Source organism: Pseudomonas sp. PDM04 (genome assembly GCF_014851765.1).
GTDB lineage: Bacteria > Pseudomonadota > Gammaproteobacteria > Pseudomonadales > Pseudomonadaceae > Aquipseudomonas.
Map to the genome: position 1 here is coordinate 610,998 of NZ_JACVAI010000004.1, position 20,356 is coordinate 631,353.

19 protein-coding genes are annotated in these 20,356 nt (G+C 55.7%); 6 read left to right on the forward strand and 13 right to left on the reverse strand.

Features of this window, described 5'->3' with window-relative positions; genetic code table 11:
- Positions 1–14: 14 nt before the first annotated feature.
- Genes IB249_RS18865 through IB249_RS18885 form a run of 5 tightly spaced genes read left to right on the forward strand, consistent with a single transcriptional unit; the run spans position 15 to position 4,513 of the window.
- Positions 15–1,832 carry a copper resistance system multicopper oxidase gene (locus IB249_RS18865; RefSeq protein ID WP_012316927.1) on the forward strand — a complete coding sequence of 606 codons (1,818 nt, stop codon included), beginning with the start codon at positions 15–17 and terminating at the stop codon, positions 1,830–1,832.
- A gap of 14 nt (positions 1,833–1,846) precedes the next feature.
- Positions 1,847–2,170 carry a hypothetical protein gene (locus tag IB249_RS18870; protein ID WP_012316928.1) on the forward strand — a complete coding sequence of 108 codons (324 nt, stop codon included), beginning with the start codon at positions 1,847–1,849 and terminating at the stop codon, positions 2,168–2,170.
- Positions 2,160–3,275, forward strand: a complete 1,116-nt coding sequence (locus IB249_RS18875) for a copper resistance protein B (protein WP_012316929.1) — start codon at positions 2,160–2,162, stop codon at positions 3,273–3,275. The genes IB249_RS18870 and IB249_RS18875 overlap by 11 nt, the downstream gene beginning before the upstream one ends.
- Positions 3,276–3,285: 10 nt before the next feature.
- Complete coding sequence (locus IB249_RS18880) at positions 3,286–4,068, forward strand: c-type cytochrome (protein ID WP_012316930.1); 783 nt, start codon at positions 3,286–3,288, stop codon at positions 4,066–4,068.
- Positions 4,058–4,513: a DUF411 domain-containing protein gene (locus tag IB249_RS18885; RefSeq protein ID WP_023048571.1), complete on the forward strand. Its 456-nt coding sequence runs from the start codon at positions 4,058–4,060 to the stop codon at positions 4,511–4,513. Before IB249_RS18880 ends, IB249_RS18885 begins: the two co-directional genes overlap by 11 nt.
- Before the next feature lie 105 nt (positions 4,514–4,618).
- On the opposite strand, the gene IB249_RS18890 is transcribed toward IB249_RS18885, so the two are convergent.
- From IB249_RS18890 to IB249_RS18900, 3 genes are all read right to left on the reverse strand, one after another.
- The gene (locus tag IB249_RS18890) at positions 4,619–4,807 is read right to left on the reverse strand and encodes an AbrB/MazE/SpoVT family DNA-binding domain-containing protein (protein WP_192307226.1); all 189 of its coding nucleotides are present in this window, start codon (positions 4,805–4,807) and stop codon (positions 4,619–4,621) included.
- A 137-nt stretch (positions 4,808–4,944) separates the two neighbouring features.
- On the reverse strand, positions 4,945–5,277 hold the full coding sequence (locus tag IB249_RS18895) for a DUF2790 domain-containing protein (RefSeq protein WP_012316932.1): 333 nt from the start codon (positions 5,275–5,277) through the stop codon (positions 4,945–4,947).
- Between the two features lie 145 nt (positions 5,278–5,422).
- Positions 5,423–5,935 carry an antitoxin Xre/MbcA/ParS toxin-binding domain-containing protein gene (locus tag IB249_RS18900; RefSeq protein WP_023048572.1) on the reverse strand — a complete coding sequence of 171 codons (513 nt, stop codon included), beginning with the start codon at positions 5,933–5,935 and terminating at the stop codon, positions 5,423–5,425.
- A 137-nt stretch (positions 5,936–6,072) separates the two neighbouring features.
- Here IB249_RS18900 and IB249_RS18905 point away from each other — a divergent pair, with 137 nt between their 5' ends.
- Positions 6,073–6,996: a TniQ family protein gene (locus IB249_RS18905; RefSeq protein WP_128611062.1), complete on the forward strand. Its 924-nt coding sequence runs from the start codon at positions 6,073–6,075 to the stop codon at positions 6,994–6,996.
- On the opposite strand, the gene IB249_RS18910 is transcribed toward IB249_RS18905, so the two are convergent.
- The 10 genes from IB249_RS18910 to atpG form a co-directional block, all read right to left on the reverse strand.
- The gene (locus IB249_RS18910; RefSeq protein WP_031312166.1) at positions 6,968–8,446 is read right to left on the reverse strand and encodes a TnsD family Tn7-like transposition protein; all 1,479 of its coding nucleotides are present in this window, start codon (positions 8,444–8,446) and stop codon (positions 6,968–6,970) included. The genes IB249_RS18905 and IB249_RS18910 overlap by 29 nt on opposite strands.
- 24 nt (positions 8,447–8,470) lie before the next feature.
- On the reverse strand, positions 8,471–9,919 hold the full coding sequence (locus IB249_RS18915) for an ATP-binding protein (RefSeq protein WP_023048574.1): 1,449 nt from the start codon (positions 9,917–9,919) through the stop codon (positions 8,471–8,473).
- Positions 9,916–12,084 (reverse strand): Mu transposase C-terminal domain-containing protein, encoded by a 2,169-nt coding sequence (locus tag IB249_RS18920; RefSeq protein ID WP_031312167.1) that lies wholly within the window; start codon positions 12,082–12,084, stop codon positions 9,916–9,918. The genes IB249_RS18915 and IB249_RS18920 overlap by 4 nt, the downstream gene beginning before the upstream one ends.
- Positions 12,077–12,976 carry a TnsA endonuclease N-terminal domain-containing protein gene (locus IB249_RS18925; RefSeq protein WP_049695266.1) on the reverse strand — a complete coding sequence of 300 codons (900 nt, stop codon included), beginning with the start codon at positions 12,974–12,976 and terminating at the stop codon, positions 12,077–12,079. Before IB249_RS18925 ends, IB249_RS18920 begins: the two co-directional genes overlap by 8 nt.
- Before the next feature lie 267 nt (positions 12,977–13,243).
- A complete protein-coding gene (gene glmS, locus IB249_RS18930; RefSeq protein WP_192307227.1) occupies positions 13,244–15,076 on the reverse strand; it encodes a glutamine--fructose-6-phosphate transaminase (isomerizing) in 1,833 nt (610 codons plus the stop codon).
- Between the two features lies 1 nt (position 15,077).
- Positions 15,078–15,854 (reverse strand): DeoR/GlpR family DNA-binding transcription regulator, encoded by a 777-nt coding sequence (locus tag IB249_RS18935; protein WP_192307228.1) that lies wholly within the window; start codon positions 15,852–15,854, stop codon positions 15,078–15,080.
- Between the two features lie 237 nt (positions 15,855–16,091).
- A complete protein-coding gene (glmU, locus tag IB249_RS18940) occupies positions 16,092–17,459 on the reverse strand; it encodes a bifunctional UDP-N-acetylglucosamine diphosphorylase/glucosamine-1-phosphate N-acetyltransferase GlmU (protein ID WP_192307229.1) in 1,368 nt (455 codons plus the stop codon).
- A 117-nt stretch (positions 17,460–17,576) separates the two neighbouring features.
- Positions 17,577–18,002 carry a F0F1 ATP synthase subunit epsilon gene (locus tag IB249_RS18945; protein WP_192307230.1) on the reverse strand — a complete coding sequence of 142 codons (426 nt, stop codon included), beginning with the start codon at positions 18,000–18,002 and terminating at the stop codon, positions 17,577–17,579.
- Between the two features lie 45 nt (positions 18,003–18,047).
- Positions 18,048–19,424 carry a F0F1 ATP synthase subunit beta gene (gene atpD, locus IB249_RS18950; RefSeq protein WP_192307231.1) on the reverse strand — a complete coding sequence of 459 codons (1,377 nt, stop codon included), beginning with the start codon at positions 19,422–19,424 and terminating at the stop codon, positions 18,048–18,050.
- 27 nt (positions 19,425–19,451) lie between these two features.
- Positions 19,452–20,312, reverse strand: a complete 861-nt coding sequence (gene atpG, locus IB249_RS18955; RefSeq protein ID WP_192307232.1) for a F0F1 ATP synthase subunit gamma — start codon at positions 20,310–20,312, stop codon at positions 19,452–19,454.
- Positions 20,313–20,356 lie beyond the last annotated feature (44 nt).

The following is a 20,356-nucleotide window of genomic DNA, read 5'->3' on the forward strand; positions in this document are numbered from 1 at the left end:
CTGGACGCAACGGCATGCAAAGCAAAACCACGAGACGATCATTCGTCAAAGGCCTGGCCGCTACCGGACTTCTGGGTGGGCTCGGCATGTGGCGCGCGCCGGTCTGGGCTGTGACCAGCCCTGGCCAACCGAACGTGCTCAGCGGCAATGAATTCGACCTGTATATCGGTGAACTGCCCGTCAACATTACGGGGGCAGCTCGTACGGCCATGGCCATCAACGGCTCCGTGCCTGGGCCGATCCTGCGATGGCGCGAAGGCGACACCGTGACGCTGCGTGTACGCAACCGGTTGAAACAGGACACCTCCATTCACTGGCACGGCATAATCCTGCCCGCCAATATGGACGGTGTGCCGGGCTTGAGCTTTCACGGCATCGCTCCCGATGGCATGTACGAATACAAGTTCAAGGTCCACCAGAACGGCACTTACTGGTATCACAGCCACTCAGGCCTCCAAGAGCAGTCTGGGGTCTATGGCGCACTGGTGATCGATGCTAAGGATCCCGAGCCGTTTGTATATGACCGCGATTACGTCGTCATGCTCAGCGATTGGACGGATGAGGACCCGGCGCGGGTGCTCTCCAAACTCAAGAAGCAGTCCGACTATTACAACTTCCACAAGCGCACGGTCAGCGACTTCGTTGACGACGTGAGCGAGAAAGGCTGGTCGGCCGCTGTAGCGGATCGGAAGATGTGGGCTGAAATGAAGATGAGCCCCACCGACCTCGCAGATGTGAGCGGGTATACCTACACCTACCTCATGAACGGCCAAGCTCCGAACGGCAACTGGACGGGTATCTTCAAGCCCGGCGAGAAGATCCGCCTGCGATTCATCAACGGCTCGGCCATGACCTATTTCGATGTCCGGATTCCTGGGCTCAAGATGACGGTTGTGGCTGCCGACGGCCAGTACGTCAAACCCGTATCGGTCGATGAGTTCCGGATCGCCGTTGCTGAAACCTACGATGTCATCGTCGAGCCTGAAAACGAACAGGCCTATACGATTTTCGCGCAATCCATGGACCGTACCGGGTATTCCCGAGGCACCCTGGCAGTTCGCGAAGGCTTGCAAGCGCCCGTACCGGCGGTAGATCCACGCCCGATCATCGCCATGAGCGATATGGGCATGGACCACGGCAGCATGGGCGGAATGGATCATGGCAGCATGGCTGGCATGGACCAGGGCAGCATGGCCGGCATGGATCACAGCAAGATGGCTGGAATGGACCACGGCAGCATGGCCGGTATGGACCACAGCAAGATGACTGGGATGGGCAATGAAGGCATGGCCGGCATGAGCGGCGCAATGCAAAGCCATCCGGCTTCCGAGACCAACAACCCACTGGTCGATATGCAGACTATGTCGCCAACGCCAAAGCTGAACGATCCGGGAATTGGCCTACGCAACAACGGGCGTCGAGTGCTGACGTACGCCGATCTGCGGAGCACCTTCATCGATCCCGATGGTCGAGAGCCTGGACGGACAATCGAACTGCACCTTACCGGCCACATGGAGAAGTTCGCGTGGTCGTTCGACGGTATCAAATTCTCCGACGCTGAACCGCTGCGGTTGAAATATGGCGAGCGTCTTCGCATCACCTTGGTCAACGACACCATGATGACTCACCCCATCCACCTCCACGGTATGTGGAGTGATCTGGAGGACGAGAACGGCAACTTCATGGTTCGCAAGCACACCATCGACATGCCACCTGGCTCAAAACGAAGCTATCGCGTCACCGCAGATGCCTTGGGACGTTGGGCCTATCACTGTCACCTACTGTTCCACATGGAAATGGGCATGTTCCGAGAAGTACGTGTGGACGAATGAACTGGAGATTTGAGATGAGCAAACCAATGAAACGAAGCGCCTTTTTCCTTTCTGCTGCGATGGTAGGCATTCTGGCTGTTTATGCCCCGTCGTCGTGGTCCAGCGACAATCATGATCAGCATTCCCAGAAAACCACAGAGGCCGGCAAAGCCAAAGGCTCGCAGGACAAGCAGGGCCAGGGGATGAACCATGAAGGCATGGACCATGGTTCCATGGAAGGTATGGACCACGGCTCGATGAAGGGAATGGACCATGGCTCGATGGAAGGCATGGACCACGACAAAATGATGAAATCGCATGGCAGCGACAAAGCTAAGGCAGGGAAAGATGGCCAATAGCCTCGGGCGGCCTTCGCTGCTGGCTCTGACCGTTTCGATCAGCATGCTGGGCGTAACGCCCAGCTTCGCTGCTGAAGAAATGGATCACTCGGGCATGGATCATTCGAAAATGGGGCACGGCTCCATGCAAATGGATGCTGCTCCATCCGAATCGATGCCGGCGATGGATCACAGCAAGATGGGGATGGGCAAACAGCAGAAAAAGCCTGCCCCTGTTGATCACAGCCAGATGGGGCATGCTCAAAGCAAGAGTAAATCCAGCCCGGTGGACCACAACAAGATGGACCACAGCAAAATGAACCATGGAAACATGCAGGGCATGGATCACGGCTCTATGAAGGGCATGGACCATTCCCAGATGAACCATAGCTCAGCGACTTCTCCGACCACGACGAGCCGCACGCCGATTCCAGTGCTCACTGATGCGGATCGCGAGTCGGCCTTTCCGCCCCTGGGTGGCCACCAAGTGCACGACAGCGGAATCAACAGCTTCTTCCTGTTGGACCAGCTCGAATACCAGGACGCCGATGAGGGCAGCACCCTGGCCTGGGACGCATCAGGCTGGATAGGCGGCGACATTAATCGCCTCTGGGTTCGTTCGGAAGGCGAGCGCACCAATGGGGTAACCGAAGATGCTGAGCTGCAACTCCTGTACGGGCGCTCGGTCAGCCCTTGGTGGGATGTGGTCGCCGGGGTCCGCCAGGATTTCAAACCGGAATCCCCACAGACCTGGGCAGCCTTTGGTATTCAGGGCATGGCTCTGTATGACTTCGAGGCCGAAGCCACGGCGTTTATAGGCGAGAACGGTCAGACTGCTGCGCGTCTTGAGGGCGAATACGACATCCTGCTGACCAATCGCTTGATTTTGCAGCCCACGGCCGAGGTCAATTTCTATGGCAAGAACGATCCTGAGCGCGGCGTTGGCTCGGGCCTTGCCAATACCGAAGTCGGGCTGCGCCTACGGTATGAAATTGTCCGCCAGTTTGCTCCATACATAGGCGTTACCTGGAGCCGCTCCTACGGCAACACCGCTGACTTCATCCGAGACGAGGGTGGAGATGTTGATGAGGCACGCTTCGTTGCCGGTATCCGGATGTGGTTCTGAGAATTCCAACATGAAAAAAACAATTACAACGCTGCTTGGGGCCGGTGCTGTCGGAAGTGCTGCGGTATTGGGCACAGCCTATTTCGGTCTGGTGAATGTCGGCGCTGATGATCCTCACTTCCCGGCAGTCCATTCCTTTCTCGCCATGGCTCGTGATCGGTCTATTGAGGTTCGAGCGCGAGACATCGAAGTCCCTGATCTGAAGGAAGCCGCGTTGATCAAAGCGGGGGCGGGCAACTACAACGCCATGTGTATAGGCTGTCACCTTGCCCCTGGCGTTGGGAAGACTGAGCTAAGCCAAGCGCTATACCCGTCGCCACCCGACCTCACCAAGGTGGGTGTCGGAGGCGATCCAGCCGCCGCATTCTGGACAATCAAGCACGGTATCAAAGCCACGGGCATGCCCGCCTGGGGCAAGAGCATGGGCGATGAGTACATCTGGGGAATCGTCGCGTTCCTGGATCAACTGCCCCAGATGAATGCCGAGCAGTACAAGGCCTTGGTGGCCACGAGCGGCGGCCACCAGCACGGCGGCGGTGAAAGCGATATGCACAACCATGAGGGCCAGCACGGCGGGAGCGGTCGTGCCGAGCATGGTGATCACGATGAAGCGGCAGACGACGATCATGCCCAGGCAGCTCACGACCATGGAGCTGCACCCGCAGGCTCCGCTCAAGCGGCAGATCATCACGGTGACCACAATGCGGCCGAGGCCCATTCGGATGCCCACCCGACATCGTCGCCAAAGACGCATGTTCACAAAGACGGTAAGGAGCACACTCATGCCAACTAACCGGATATTCGTTCGGCTAGCCGCTATCGCTGGGCTTCTGGTGACCTCGGCGGCCTATGCTGCCGAGCCATTGTCCATCGACGTTCACCGAGACGCGAACTGCGGTTGCTGCAAGAAGTGGATCGCGCACCTGGAAGCCAATGGTTTCAAAGTGACCGACCATGTTGAGACGGACATGAGCGCAGTGAAACAGAAGCTGGGCGTAGCGCCACGGTTAGCGTCCTGCCACACAGCTGTGATCGACGGAAAGTTTGTTGAAGGTCACGTGCCAGCTGAGCAGATTCGAGAACTCAGGGGGCGGAACGATCTAGTCGGGATCGCCGTACCAGGAATGCCAGCTGGGTCCCCAGGCATGGAGGTTGATGGCGTAAGCCATGCCTACCAAGTCATTGGTTTAATCAAAAGCGGCGAGGACCAAGTAGTCGCCAACTATCCAGCCAAATAACGCACCTACCAGGAGGACGGCGGTAGGCTGACTGCCGTCCCTTATTCCCCCGCTAGAAAGCTTCATCAGCTCAACAGGACGACAGAGAGGGGCTACAAAGGGTAGCTAGTCAGATTCACGGCGCTCGCGGACTGGCTTGAGTACGATATCGCCGTTGATGAGCTCCATGGAGAGTCTGTCGCCCGTCGTGACCCCGAGCTCGCGCAAAATGTCATCGGGTAATTCCACAATCACATCGCCGGAGCCGTCGCCGGGATCTAGGCACTTTACCGTGGTGCGCGCTGATTGAGTCATTGGACTCTCCTGCCTGAGCTACCAGTCCTCATCGTACTCCACCAGTCATGAAAGCCGGTAACCAGGCGATCTATTGCCGGAATTGACGCTTCAACCCGGCGTTTTATCAGAGTAAGTCCTGTCCACTCGCTCAGTGCTCAGTTCTGGCCCCGGCAACCGACTCCAGCGGTCCGGTATTCAAGGATTTTCACGTCTCCGTTGGAATCCTCGTAATTCATCTGTGCCGGCATCACGTCACAGCTCGCCTTGGTCGACGTCATGCTGATCACCTTCGCCACGTCGAGCCGCATCCCGTAGCGATAGTGGATCACCTCCGGTGGGTTCTTTCCCTTGGCAGCGGCATAAGCTCGCATAGCTTGCTCATTGGCCTGAATCATCTTTCCATGCAGACGGTCGGATCCTCCTTCGGCGAGTACGGCTGACGAAGCCACTAGGGCCAGGATAGCGGTGATACTTTTGATGACTTTCATTTCAATCACTCCAATAAACGTGACTGAAGATTAGGGGTTGATCGCTGTCAATTGAGTGATACGGGAATTACAAGGTTGTAAGTCCCGCATGTAAAAAGAGGTAGCGTTGCCTCCTCGCCGCATACCAACCTCGCCCTCAGGCAAGCTACTGGTAGACACCCAAGCGTATACGCTCAAGATAGTCCGCTACGACGCTGAACCCGAGCGACGTGTCGAGCATCTCGAAGGGTACAAACCCCAACAAACGGCCGCACGGCCGACAAAGCCACTGCTCCGCGAGCATCTGAGAGCCAAATACCTTCGATGCAAGCTCCAGTCCTTTCGCATACTGGAACGCCACCGCGCTCTGCTGGGCATCCAGACGATGGGCCTGAGCGGGATGGCTCAGACGGTGAATGCTTCTGGTCGATCTTCCTGTGATTCGCCCGACGAGGTTACGAGCCTTGAACAGGCTCGATGACTCGACCATGCACTTCACGTCGCTGAAAAAGAATCCTGTTTGGACTAGACTCAGGAGCTCCAGCTGGCTCAACCCGTCGGGGTGGGTATGAACCAGGTGGAACGTTGGTGGAAAGGCCTGCGATTCAACAGGTGGGCGAGTGCTTGTAGGATTCACTGCATCGACCTCCTCTTGTGCGTTGGCTGCCAGACTAGCCATTTTGATTCCCAAGCACGTCCGGCGCCCTTCCACCTTCACAATAGCCCAATACGGTCACCAATGTGGATGCGATACCGGTGACTTCTAACTAAAATGGCATACCGCCCGTCTAGCAACGTGTACAAGCACTTCAATTAATGAGAATTTTCGCACCATTACCTGGAGAATATGTCGCATCAGCGCTTAAGCGAGGCAATGAGCTTCTAGGTATTAAATCTCTAAAAACTGAAGATTTCTATATAAAACCGATACCTCGTGTTGGCTTTGGGATTAGTAAAACCTTAAGCACCGTGCAAGCAGAGTGGCGGCCGCATCAAGAATTTTATTACCCAAAACTGCTAGACGACCACAAAATTTCCGAACTAGTCCTAAACGACCACACTTTGTATCCTATGATAGCTGCGCTTGGTCGTCATCGAGCGACCGCAATCGTCACACCAAAGACTTGGCAGAAAGTTTGTCCAGATTGCGTTCTCGAAGACTTGAATAACTGCGGAAGCCCCTATATTCATTGCAGGCACGTGTTGGGTTCCGTACAGGTTTGCAGTACTCATGCTTGCACTCTAATCGAAACATGTCCGGCCTGCTCAATGCCACTGAAAAAGCACGAGATTGGTCACCTAGCCAAGTGCAGCAAGCAGGGCAAATGGTCAAGACGTCAAAAGCGAGAATTCGGATCAACCCGTCATATGTACGCCAAATTTGTCGCAGATCTTCTGGGCTACCGCGGCCCGATGATACATGATGGAACGGCAGACTTTATCGCATATGCAAGCCTCATGATTAATCGCACTAGAGAATTCGAACGCACCGAGCTGGATATGTCCAAACTGATTTACAAAGAAATGGGGATTACGTCGAGACTTACCACGAGCAGTATCTCCACCAGTGACAAATTTCCTATGTATGTATTTTTAGGATGTCACACCGCTGAGAATTATTTAAATTTGCTAGCGAACCAAGATGAGCAAGACCTCCTGCGAGAGAAGAAAAAATCCATATTCAATAAACTCTTGCACGAAGCCAATAGAACTAGTCCATATCGTCACGTATCTGCATGAGGATTTCATCTTCGGATACGCGAGATATCCGTATTCCGGCATAACGGTAGAGAACACTCATGGCACAGTGTTCAGTCAGAGAGTATTCTCGGATTGCCCACCGGATTTTACGCAGCTGGTGGTCATGAGTAGACTCAAGCAAATCCGCCATCAACCTTATGCTCCTCGGAAAATGTTCCGGCATTTTAAGGAAAGCGTGGGCGTTTACCACAAGCCTGCATAGAGCAGCGCGGGTGACCTGCTGAGGCTTTCCGTGTACAGAAAGTAAGATCGCCCTAGCTTTAGCGAGCTCTGACGCAAGGGTGAAGTCCCTGGATTGCCAGTCGATTCGAATCTTTCGATCTCTGAGGTAGGGGTTTGCAGCAACATAGTTGACCAACCATTCCCTGTCGTGGCGGTACAACCACTGATAGCCCGGCTTGTCATGACATTTGGGGTTAGCACTGTTTGCAAAGGCTAACCGGCGGGCTTGGAGGTCATTGTCATCAGTAAGGTTATTCGGCCTATCACGACAGACCATAACACCAGCGGATATATCGGCCTCTGGACAGTAGGTCTTGAGGTGTTCCAGCTCCAGATCGAGGAGCCAGCAGAGGAAATAGAACTTGAAGGGCTGCACGATTCGCTCTCGTCGCCGTATGATCTGCAAAACCCAGTCACAGGACCGAACCATTTCTTCAAACTCGGCAGCGCTAGGACTGCACCGAAGTCGCCTGGTTAAGAACTCTCTCAGCATTCCCTCTCTAATTCGACCAGACCTAATAAAACTCATCTCGTCCAAACGGGTCCTGAAAAAATTTCCAGCCTGGATCGCTTTGATCTCATCGGGGTGGTCGAGCCCCCATAGCTGCATACGGGCAATCGCAATGGCCGCGCTGTGTTCTCCACAGTCCATAACCGGCGTTCCACCTGATTCGCCCGGTAGCAACATGCAACGCCAATCTGCCCCTTTGGGAAATCTCATCGCCTGTAGCACTTCGCTGTGGCGCGGACAGACGCAAATGCCCGAAGCTTGATGAATACGATGCCAGTAGGCTAAGCCGCACTCCAGCATGTCCTGTCCGACGCAGCTCTCGCAATATCTAAACGAGGCGTGTTGGAGGAAACGCGACGCTGTTATGCCCAAGGCCATCTTGAGTCCTGTACCCCGATTACCTCCCATTAGAACAACGGCATCGCGGCCCTTCTGTTCATTCAAAAACGGCAAATAAAGCGGTAAAAGTGTGAAGCGATTGATCAACTCTCCTACGGGAATGGCGCCTCCCAGACGCTCAGACAGAGCCCCTAAGCAGCATGGCAAAATGGAACCACAGGTACGCGAGTAGCTACCGAAGAGCTCGTGGCTTGACACGCGGTATCCTGGATTGGCCGCTAGCTTGTGATAGCGCACGGCCAGGCTGTAGAGCGACTCATCCGGGAACGGCTGGGGGAAGAACAGAAGGTTAGCCACTGCCTTGAGCTCCCGATCCTCATGTCACCAGGAGGAATCCCTATCCACCCAGCCGCGCTGTTCGAGCTGAGCCTGAAGGTCTTCGTCCTTCGAAAAATGCACGTTAGCTAATGCTCCGTCAGCAACCGGGACCACGGTACGACCCGTAGCCTTCGATGCCGATTTATCCTTGGCTTGAGGTGGAGGAGTGATCGCGGCCTGGGTAAGTAGCGAAAGATGAGCTCTGTCGGCCCGGCGAGCCAAGTCGTAGTTCATCATCTGGGCGATCTGGTCTTTTGTAGGCATCATGTCCTCGAAGTCAGCAATCTGAAGAGGATCACCGCTTCGTAGAGCCTCGATGGGCTTGTGTAGAAGCCTCATTTGATTGTCATACACCTGCTGAAGCACCGCTGGCGTAATAGCGTCGAGGCCCTCCCAAATTACATGACGCTGCGCAAGCATAAGCAGTTTCGCTAGGAAATCAGTATTGCCTTGGGCGAGATCATAGATCTTGGACAAGAGCTCCTTCGTCAGGGGGGCGCATGATGCCGTCCAGTCATAGGCCCAGAGTTGGGACACCAAGTGCTCCCAAAACGGATCGTCTTCGCTGAATCGGTCAAAAGCGATGGGTCCCATCCCCGCCGCTCTTCGGGCGTTGCGCAGCACACCAGAAAACAGCGGGAGCATTGCGTTGGTCCCTACATACACCAGCGGAACGCCTGCATCGTTGGATAAAGTTACGAAGAAATTCAGCAACTTTTCCCGATCCTGTCCCCCCCGCGAGGAGCAAAGATGCTGCATTTCATCAATGATCAAAGCACCAATGAAAAAGGTTTTGCACAGCTGACTGATGTGCTGGAGCATTACGCTGATGCTGTTGCCAGAACCGCCCCTGCGCGAGTATTTGTCGACTCCTAACGCAGCATCCAACGCTGAGAAGAATGCTGCACAGAAACCGCGCAACGAGCCGTCATGAGGGCACTCAATCTTTAGCCACACGACCTGGGTTTCGATGAGAATGGCGTCTTTATATCTGCTGTGGCTGATCACCTGCGGATAAAGCCTTGCGATGGAATTGAGCGCTGTGGTCTTACCCATACCACTCAAGCCGATGAGCGTCATCGTCTCAGCGGTGGACATGAATCCGTGGCCCTTGGCCTCCGCTGAGGAAGGCAGCCGATGCCTAACAGATGAGGCCAACAGCGGATTGCGTCCCATATATCCGTAGCGAATCAGCTGGCTGAAAAGGTCTTCAAGGCGCAGGTGAATTTCGAATGGAACAACAACATCTTTCAGCCGGTTGATCCCATGACCGCGAAGCTTCGGTGGCAACGCTCGTTCGGCCTCGTCGGGCTTCGGCGGAAGGTTCCCAACGCGCCTGACCACATCTACATCCGACAGAATTCTAGGCAAGCATTCGATCAGCGGGTTGCCATCGTACTGAGGCATGCCTGTAGGAATGTATTCTGCGGGGGAGAACGTCAAATCGTTCATGTCTCAGCCTCGCTTCCCTCGCTGACGACTAGTTTCAGAAACGCCGCGCTTCTCGCGGAACTGGGCCTGCCGGTGACTAGCTTAGAATTTTCTGCCACAGGAGGTATGTTATCCACAACGCGTAGCTGATTCAGATCAGCGGTATGGGAATCGCGCTCGGTCTGAGCTTCGGTAGCACGCTTGGCACGTTTGTCCCGCTTGAAATCTGCATTCGATTTCGGGTCACCCTGAGCGACACGTTTGGATTTGGCCCGGTCAAAGATTTCCTCTTGCCGCCCCCTTACCAGCGCCGCAGTATTATCACTGTCATAACGGGCATCCGGCGAAACTTGGTTCAGGACATGGATCATATCAAGAACCTCCTCCATACGGAGTCCACCATATTTCTGCCGTTGCTGCGGTACAATAGTTAAAGCCTCAAAACCTGCTTCTGACTTGATCCAACAATTTTCAATAGAGTTAGGATCATAGAATACTCGAACATATTTCGTCCGCAGGTTGTGCGAGCGCTCCAACCACTCCTCGCGTAACGCTGTTTGACATGTATACTGTACGCCTTGGAAAACAATACCGCCTCGACTTATACGACACTGCTGAGAGGGCAATAGAGCGATTTTCAACTCAGCCGGCGATACTACTTTTGAATTTATAGGGCTATTATCCTTCGACCAATTCCAAATCGCTATAGGCGTTGCTTCCACTCCGCCGGCAATCATCTCGCGATTTAAAAGGTGTGGTATCCGCAGGCTCTTATTGTGAGCCAAGACTCCTACAATAACCATTTCGGTGAACTCGTCGATATCCAAAATGGCATCGAGTTGGTAGTCCCTATCGCCGCGCTCCATTTTACGAGCATCCACTCCGCCTGGAACGAACTTCAAGTCGAGGTGTTCATTGATCAGACGGAAACGGCTTTCGATGATCCCTTTCCAATCAGGCCTGAAAGGAGGCAAAATTTGCACCCCAAGCCCCAAGCTTTGGGAGAGCGTTGCCCCCGCCTCGCTTAGAAGTTCAGCCCGGTCAGCCACAATTTCGACTGGCAAATGCGAGCATGGCCAGTCAGCTTCCTCAATGTCTACGTTGTATCGTTTGCAAAACTCAACCTTTGAGGTGCAAGCGTTGTATATCGCGTGTCTAGCCCCATTCCAGCTGGGCCCCTCAAGGCCCACGTGAATTCCTACAATCATTCTGGTGTAGGTATCGACGACTACATAAAGTATCGGACGCCCAATGAGCCACAGCCTATTAACGCGATGCACTAAATAGACATCAGCGATGGTGGAATCTATCTCATATCGCTGCGTCGCGCCTATCAGGCCTTGGGATGCTGAGCCAACGATAGCCCGATGGTCTTTGTTGTACCTGATAGAACCGCCACGCACCTTGAGCTTATACAGGTCATCGAAAAATAATTTACCGTGATATCTAAGCTGTGCAGTAGTCGGGTAACTGCCGCGTACAATATTTCCTTTCGATCCGTCAGGGAGAGTCGCTCTATAAAATTTGTTTAACATCCACTTATGTGCATCTTTCAGGGTGCCACACTTGCCGCTAGCGACTCGCCCGTAAGCCAAACGGATATGAGAGAGATGGCGCTGTTCGAGCGGGATGGCACCACCATCATTGACAACGACACCAAGATACTTACGCGGCCGACCGGGGATAATACCTGAGGACCGATCCTTTTTCTTCCCACGTCCGCCGCAAGCGCTTGTGTTCCAAAGAAACGCGTTAGGTGTCTGACCCATACTCCAATAGCGGTATAGAAGCCGGTATATCTGCTTACGCTCTACCCCTGTCTCTATGGCATGCGTCGCAACAAGCTTCCCAAAACCAGGACCAAGAATATCCAAGGCAGAGCGATCTTCTACTAAACTTCTTATAAGACTCCAATTTCGATTTCGGCTCGCCTTTTCATTTTCACTAATTTCATCGTCGCTTCTGAGCAGATGTAAAGGAACCATTTCTGGACTTAAGACCGCGCGCCCTGAATCAATTTCGTCAATTAAAACTGACTTATCAATCTGCCACGGCTTGCCTGGATTCATATTCAGCTCAATCACGATAACAGTATCATTATTTATGCCTAAGACCCTAACTGCCTTTTTTAGTAAGCTCGGTTCTTCGCCGGGAGAAACAATGCTGTTAATTTGAAAATCAAGCATGATGAGAAACCTCGGTTGGCGGAGACAAAGCCGCTGACCGATGGCTCGGCCATACGTGCAACGGCTGCGACAAGCTTATTATTTTCGAGGTAATATCAGACTCTAAACGGCCGATCCATAGCAGGTGATGGAAGAGCCGCTTCACGCTCATATAGTCAATATAGATATCACGTGACGCCTTTTCCAAAAGAGCTTTTAAGGGTATTTGATCCGTCTTTGACCCCGCGATGTATTCAAGTAAGTTCCCTATATTTTTCTCAGTCGGCAACGAGGGATGGATATTGGCATAAGTCCTGAGAACTCTGAGGTTCGCTAATCTAATCTTCGAGAGGTTTTCGTGCAGGACCAGCTTCCAGTCCACGCCCCTCATTGACCAGTATTTTTCCTCAATAGCGAGCTTTTCAGCTATTCGATTCCGCACATGAAGATCAGCCTGCTCAAATTCCTTTCTATATTTTACTGAGCGAGCAGCTAACCTCGTTTCACCAGAGGGATCCAAGAAGGTGATGAGAAAGTCCGTCGTCATAACGACAGGTATCTGCGTCCCAGGATATACAGGGTGACGACAATTTATGCTTGAGGCAATTGCTTGAGTCTCAGCCTGTGTAAGCAGGGGGTACTGCTCTCGGATATCAATGATCGAGGCGTCGTGCTCAAGTACAGTGAGGTAATCTCGCTCCGCATTGGACAGCAGGTGATGAGTGCGGAAAATCTTAACTCCCGCAATCATATGGGAGACACCCTTTGATTTGATTTCCCACACCTTGATCCATGGTTTATAGGAATCTCTCACTCCACTTCCACGGCCTGATTTAATTTTTTTATCTATTTTTGATTGGGTCATCAGCTGGCGGTGGGCAGCCTTGACCGGAGCTACGGGCGCAGATGCCATGTTCAAGTCGCTCATGATTGGGCGACCCACTCGAACGGAACGAGGCTGGTGTGTCGTGTAAAGAGGACATGCCAGCGAGCGGGCTCAGCCAGGACAACAGTCACAGCGGTGCGTAGAGGATTGTCACCCAAATCTCCAAGGCCTGGCTCCGGCCTGATGTGCGGTCGGGGCCAGCCTTGTGACAACCTTTATTACGTTGTGACAACCTTTATTGTTTTGTGACAACCTTTATTAATCAAAAACATCAACCACCGACCTGTGGATAACTTATTCCACCGTCACCGACTTCGCCAGGTTGCGCGGCTGGTCGACGTCCGTGCCCTTGAGCACGGCGACGTAGTACGACAGCAACTGCAGCGGGATGGTGTAGAGGATCGGCGACAGGATGTCGTGGATATGCGGCATGTGCACGACGTGGGTGCCTTCGCCGTTGGTCATGCCGGCCTTCTCGTCGGCGAACACGATCAGTTGGCCGCCACGGGCGCGGACTTCCTGCAGGTTGGATTTCAGCTTTTCCAGCAGCTCGTTGTTCGGCGCGACGGTGACCACCGGCATGTCGTTATCCACAAGCGCGAGCGGGCCGTGTTTCAGTTCGCCGGCCGGGTAGGCTTCGGCGTGGATGTAAGAGATTTCCTTGAGCTTGAGCGCCCCTTCCATGGCCACCGGGAATTGCGCGCCACGGCCGAGGAACAGCGTGTGGTTCTTTTCGGCGAACAGTTCGGCGATTTTCTCGACGGTGCTGTCCATGGCCAAGGCTTCACCCAGGCGGGTTGGCAGGCGACGCAGCTCTTCGACCAGTGTGGCCTCGACACCTTTGGCAAGCGTGCCACGAACCTGGCCCAAGGACAGGGTGAGCAACAGCAGGCCAACCAGCTGGGTGGTGAACGCCTTGGTCGAGGCGACGCCGATTTCGCGTCCGGCCTGGGTCAGCAGCGTCAGGTCGGATTCGCGCACCAGCGAGCTGATACCGACGTTGCAGATGGCCAGGCTGGCGAGGAAGCCCAGTTCCTTGGCGTTACGCAGCGCGGCCAGGGTGTCGGCGGTTTCGCCGGACTGGGAGATGGTCACGAACAGCGTGTCCGGTTGCACCACCACCTTGCGGTAGCGGAATTCGCTGGCGACTTCGACCTGGCACGGGATCCCGGCCAGCTCTTCAAGCCAGTAACGGGCAACCATGCCGGCGTGGTAGCTGGTGCCGCACGCGACGATCTGCACGTTGCGCACTTTGGCGAACAGCTCGGCAGCCTGTGGACCAAACGCCTGGACCAGCACGCCATTCGGGCTCAAGCGGCCCTCGAGGGTGCGCTGCACCACGGCCGGTTGCTCGTGGATTTCCTTGAGCATGAAATGGCGGAACTCGCCCTTGTCGGCCGCTTCGGCACCGTCGCGGTACTGCACGGTTTCGCGCTCGACGGCCTGGCCGGTAATGTCCCAGATCTGCACGCTGTCACGGCGGATGTCGGCGATATCGCCTTCTTCCAGGTACATGAAGCGGTCGGTGACCTGGCGCAGGGCCAATTGGTCGGACGCCAGGAAGTTTTCCCCCAGACCCAGACCGATCACCAACGGGCTGCCGCTACGGGCGGCGACCAGGCGATCCGGTTGAGCAGCGCTGATCACCGCCAGGCCGTAAGCACCGTGCAGCTCTTTGACGGTGGCCTTGAGGGCCACGGTCAGGTCGCCCAGGTCCTTGAGTTTGTGGTTCAGCAGGTGGGCGATCACTTCGGTGTCGGTGTCCGAAGTGAACACGTAGCCCAGGGCTTTGAGTTGTTCGCGCAGGGCTTCGTGGTTTTCGATGATGCCGTTGTGCACCACCGCCAGGTCGCCGGAAAAATGCGGGTGAGCATTACGCTCGCACGGCGCACCGTGGGTGGCCCAACGTGTATGGGCAATGCCCAGGCGCCCTACCAGCGGCTCGGCGTCGAGCGCAGCTTCCAGCTCGCTGACCTTGCCCGGGCGACGCATGCGTTCGAGCCTGGCGTCGTTGGTCAGTACCGCCACACCGGCGCTGTCGTAGCCACGGTATTCCAGGCGCTTGAGGCCTTCGAGCAGGATGGCGGTGATATTACGTTCTGCAACTGCGCCGACAATTCCACACATGCTATTTCTCCTGACTGACAGCCGCGCAAATCAAATTGATGCCGCGGGCCTGAATCTGATCCCGTGCCTCGAGCGGCAGGCGATCATCCGTAATAAGGGTATGGACGCTGCTCCAGGGCAGCTCCAGGTTGGGAATCTTGCGGCCGATCTTGTCGGCCTCGACCATCACAATGACTTCGCGGGCGACATCGGCCATGACGCGGCTCAGCCCCAACAGTTCATTGAAGGTGGTGGTGCCACGCACCAGGTCGATGCCGTCGGCACCGATGAACAACTGGTCGAAATCGTAGGAGCGTAGTACCTGCTCGGCGACCTGGCCCTGAAAGGATTCGGAATGGGGATCCCAGGTGCCGCCGGTCATCAACAGCACCGGTTCGTGCTCGAGTTCGCTGAGCGCATTGGCAACGTGCAGGGAATTGGTCATCACCACCAGGCCCGGTTGCTGGCCGAGTTCGGGGATCATCGCGGCGGTGGTGCTGCCGCTGTCGATGATGATCCGCGCATGCTCGCGAATCCGCGTGACCGCCGCGCGGGCGATGGCCTGTTTATAAGTGGAGACTGGCTGGCCAATGTCGGCTACCAATTCCTGGGGCATGGTGATTGCCCCGCCGTAACGGCGCAATAACAGACCATTGCTTTCGAGGGCGGCCAGATCCTTGCGAATCGTAACTTCCGAGGTTTCGAAACGTTTGGCCAGCGCATCCACACTCACTTCACCCTGTTCGTTGAGCAGGGCAAGAATATTGTGGCGGCGTTGGGGCGTATTGCGCTTCGACATGACTTGGTAAGTTTCGATTCGAAAGATAACGGAAGCAATCAAAACCTATTGGCGAAACTTCGTCAAGCGGGCGGTGATAAAAAGGGTTGTGGATAATTTTCGCCGCCGGCCCCACCGCTACGGAGGTATGAGCAGTCCCTCACCTGTGGGAGTGGAGTGACTCCCACAGGAATGTTGATTCAACCGATCTGCAGCAGGGTCAACCCCGCGAGGGACGTATCCGGCGTTGTGGATAACTTAGCTCTTCTTGACCTTCTCCGGCCGTTTCCAGCCGTCGATGTTCTTCTGGCGAGCACGACCTACCGCCAACTGGGCTTTATCCACATTCTGCGTGATGGTCGATCCGGCTGCGGTAGTCGCGCCGCTGGAGATATCCACAGGCGCCACGAGCGAGTTGTTGGAACCGATGAACACGTCTTCACCCATCACGGTTTTCCACTTGTTCACACCGTCATAGTTGCAGGTGATGGTACCCGCACCGATGTTGGTCCGCGCACCGATCTCGGCATCCCCCAGGTAACTCAGGTGCCCAGCCTTGGCCCCTTCTCCCAGATGCGCGTTTTTCAGTTCGACAAAGTTACCCACATGCGCGCGCGCTTCCAGCACGGTACCCGGACGCAGGCGGGCGAACGGCCCGGCATCGCTGCTTTCACCGAGCACCGCGCCATCGAGGTGGCTGTTGGCCTTGATCACCACACCCTTGCGCAGGGTACTGTCCTTGATCACGCAATTCGGGCCGATCACCACATCGTCTTCAATGACCACCTTGCCTTCGAGGATCACGTTGATGTCGATCAGCACATCGCGGCCGACGCTGACTTCACCGCGCACATCGAAGCGTGCCGGATCACGCAGGGTCACCCCTTGCGCCATCAGGCGGCGTGCGGCACGCAGCTGATAATGACGCTCGAGCTCGGCCAGCTGCTTGCGATCGTTGGCGCCCTGCACTTCCATGGCATCGTGGGGTTGCTCGGTAGCCACCACCAGCCCATCGTTGACCGCCATGGCAATCACGTCGGTCAGGTAGTACTCGCCCTGGGCATTGTTATTGGAAAGACGGCTCATCCAGCCGCTCATCTGCGCGAAAGGCAGCGCCAGAATGCCGGTATTGCCTTCGGTGATCGCACGTTCGGCTTCGTTGGCGTCTTTCTGCTCGACGATGGCCGTGACCTTGCCCGCCGCATCGCGAACGATGCGGCCGTAACCGGTCGGGTCGTCCAGTTCCACGGTCAACAAACCCAGCTGTTGCGGCGCGACTTTCTCCAGCAGGCGTTGAAGGGTCTCGACTTCGATCAACGGTACATCGCCATAGAGAATCAGCACGGTGTCGGCTTCGATGTACGGCACCGCTTGAGCAACCGCGTGACCCGTACCGAGTTGTTTGTCCTGCAGAACGAAATTCAGGTCATCCGCCGCCAGGCGCTCACGCACGGCATCGGCACCATGGCCGATGACCACATGGATGCGCTGTGGATCAAGTTGCCGCGCGCTGTGGATAACATGGCCAAGCATCGAATTGCCGGCAATCGGGTGCAGGACCTTTGGCAGCGCCGAGCGCATACGAGTGCCCTGGCCAGCGGCGAGGATAACGATTTCAAGAGACATGACTGGCTACCAATCCTGGGTGGTCAGCGGCTGCGACCAACGTGATGAAAATCGGAAAAGAAAAAAGGGTAGCCGAGGCTACCCTTTTTAATCAATCGCGCAACAAGTGACAGCCTGTTAGTGGCCGAACTTCTTGCGGATCTGCTGGACGGTGCGCAGCTGGGCTGCGGCCTCGGCCAGACGTGCGGAAGCAGAACCGTAATCGAATTCCGCGCCCCGCTCATGCAGGGCTCTCTCGGCAGCCTTGACGGCTTCCTGAGCGGAGGCTTCGTCCAGGTCGCCAGCACGTTGCACGGTGTCGGCAAGAACCTTGACCATGTTCGGCTGAACCTCGAGGAAACCACCGGAGATGTAATACACCTCCTCTTCCCCGCCCTGCTTGACCAGGCGGATCGGACCTGGCTTGAGATTGGTGATCAGCGGCGCGTGACCCAGGGCGATACCAAGATCACCCAGTGCACCGTGCGCAATCACCATCTCGACCAGACCGGAAAAGATTTCTCCTTCCGCGCTGACGATATCGCAATGGACTGTCATAGCCATCTGATTGCCTCAACCTAAATTAGCGCCCGTTGCCGGGCGCCGGGATTACAGTTTCTTGGCTTTCTCGATCGCTTCTTCGATGCCGCCAACCATGTAGAACGCTTGTTCTGGCAGGTGGTCGTAGTCACCGTTGAGGATGCCTTTGAAGCCAGCAATGGTGTCTTTCAGGGAAACGTATTTACCCGAGGCACCGGTGAAGACTTCAGCCACGAAGAACGGCTGCGACAAGAAACGCTGGATCTTACGAGCGCGGGATACCAACTGCTTGTCGGCTTCCGACAGCTCGTCCATACCCAGGATCGCGATGATGTCCTTCAGTTCCTTGTAGCGCTGCAGCACGTACTGAACGCCGCGAGCGGTTTCGTAGTGCTCGTTGCCGATCACGTTCGGGTCCAGCTGACGCGAAGTCGAGTCCAGTGGGTCTACCGCCGGGTAGATACCCAGGGAAGCGATGTCACGGGACAGAACGACGGTGGCGTCCAAGTGGGCGAAGGTGGTCGCTGGCGACGGGTCAGTCAAGTCGTCCGCAGGTACGTATACGGCCTGGATCGACGTAATCGAACCTTGCTTGGTCGAAGTGATGCGCTCTTGCAGCACGCCCATCTCTTCAGCCAGGGTCGGCTGGTAGCCTACTGCCGAAGGCATACGGCCCAGCAGTGCGGATACTTCGGTACCGGCCAGGGTGTAACGATAGATGTTGTCGACGAACAGCAGAACGTCGTTACCTTCGTCACGGAACTTCTCGGCCATGGTCAGGCCGGTCAGGGCTACGCGCAGACGGTTTCCCGGCGGCTCGTTCATCTGACCGTAAACCAGTGCCACTTTGTCCAGAACGTTGGAGTCCTTCATCTCGTGGTAGAAGTCGTTACCCTCACGAGTACGCTCACCCACACCGGCGAACACGGAATAACCGCTGTGCTCGATGGCGATGTTACGGATCAGTTCCATCATGTTTACGGTTTTGCCTACACCGGCACCACCGAACAGACCGACTTTACCGCCCTTGGCGAACGGGCAAACCAGGTCGATAACCTTGATGCCGGTTTCCAGCAGGTCGTTGCCGCCTGCCTGCTCTGCGAACGACGGCGCAGCGCGGTGGATACCCCAACGCTCTTCGGTGTCGATCGGACCAGCTTCGTCGATCGGGTTGCCCAGTACGTCCATGATCCGGCCCAGGGTCGCTTTACCGACCGGTACGGAGATGGCGGCGCCGGTGTTGCTGACGTCCAGACCGCGCTTGAGGCCTTCGGTGGAGCCCATCGCAATGGTACGAACCACGCCGTCGCCCAGCTGCTGCTGAACTTCCAGAGTGGTTTCGGCGCCTTGAACCTTCAAGGCGTCGTAGATGCTCGGTACGCTGTCGCGTGGGAATTCCACGTCGATAACGGCGCCGATGATTTGAACGATACGTCCGCTACTCATAGCTGGATCCTCTGAATATTTGAACCGTTAAACCGCGGCAGCGCCGCCGACGATTTCCGAGATCTCTTGGGTGATCGCAGCCTGACGCGCCTTGTTGTAGATCAGCTGCAAATCGCTGATCAAATCACCGGCGTTGTCGGTAGCGTTCTTCATCGCGATCATCCGCGCAGCCTGTTCAGCCGCGTTGTTCTCGACCACCGCCTGGTAGACCTGCGACTCCACGTAGCGGACCATCAAGCCGTCAAGCAGCTCTTTGGCGTCCGGTTCGTACAGATAATCCCAGTGGTGCTTGAGTTCCTGATCCGGGGTTGCCACCAGTGGAATCAATTGCTCCACGGTAGGCAGTTGCGTCATGGTGTTGACGAACTTGTTGGACACCACGGACAGGCGATCGATACGGCCGTCCAGATAAGCATCCAGCATCACCTTGACGCTGCCGATCAGGTCATTGATCGACGGCTCTTCACCCAGGTGGCTGATAGCTGCAACGACGTTACCGCCGAAGTTGCGGAAGAAAGCCGCACCCTTGCTACCAACGACACACAGGTCGATCTCGACGCCGTTTTCGCGGTTTACCGCCATGTCCTTGACCAGAGCCTTGAACAGGTTGGTGTTCAAGCCACCACACAGACCACGGTCACTGCTCACCACGACATAACCCACGCGCTTGACTTCACGGTCGATCATGAACGGGTGGCGATATTCCGGGTTAGCGTTGGCCAGATGACCAATAACCTGGCGGATACGCTCCGCATAAGGACGGCTAGCAGCCATGCGCATTTGTGCCTTGCGCATTTTGCTGACCGCCACTTTTTCCATGGCGCTGGTAATTTTTTGCGTGCTTTTGATGCTCGCAATCTTACTGCGAATCTCTTTTGCGCCTGCCATGTAACACCTATCAGGTTAGCAAGCGGGAGCCTTGCGGCTCCCGC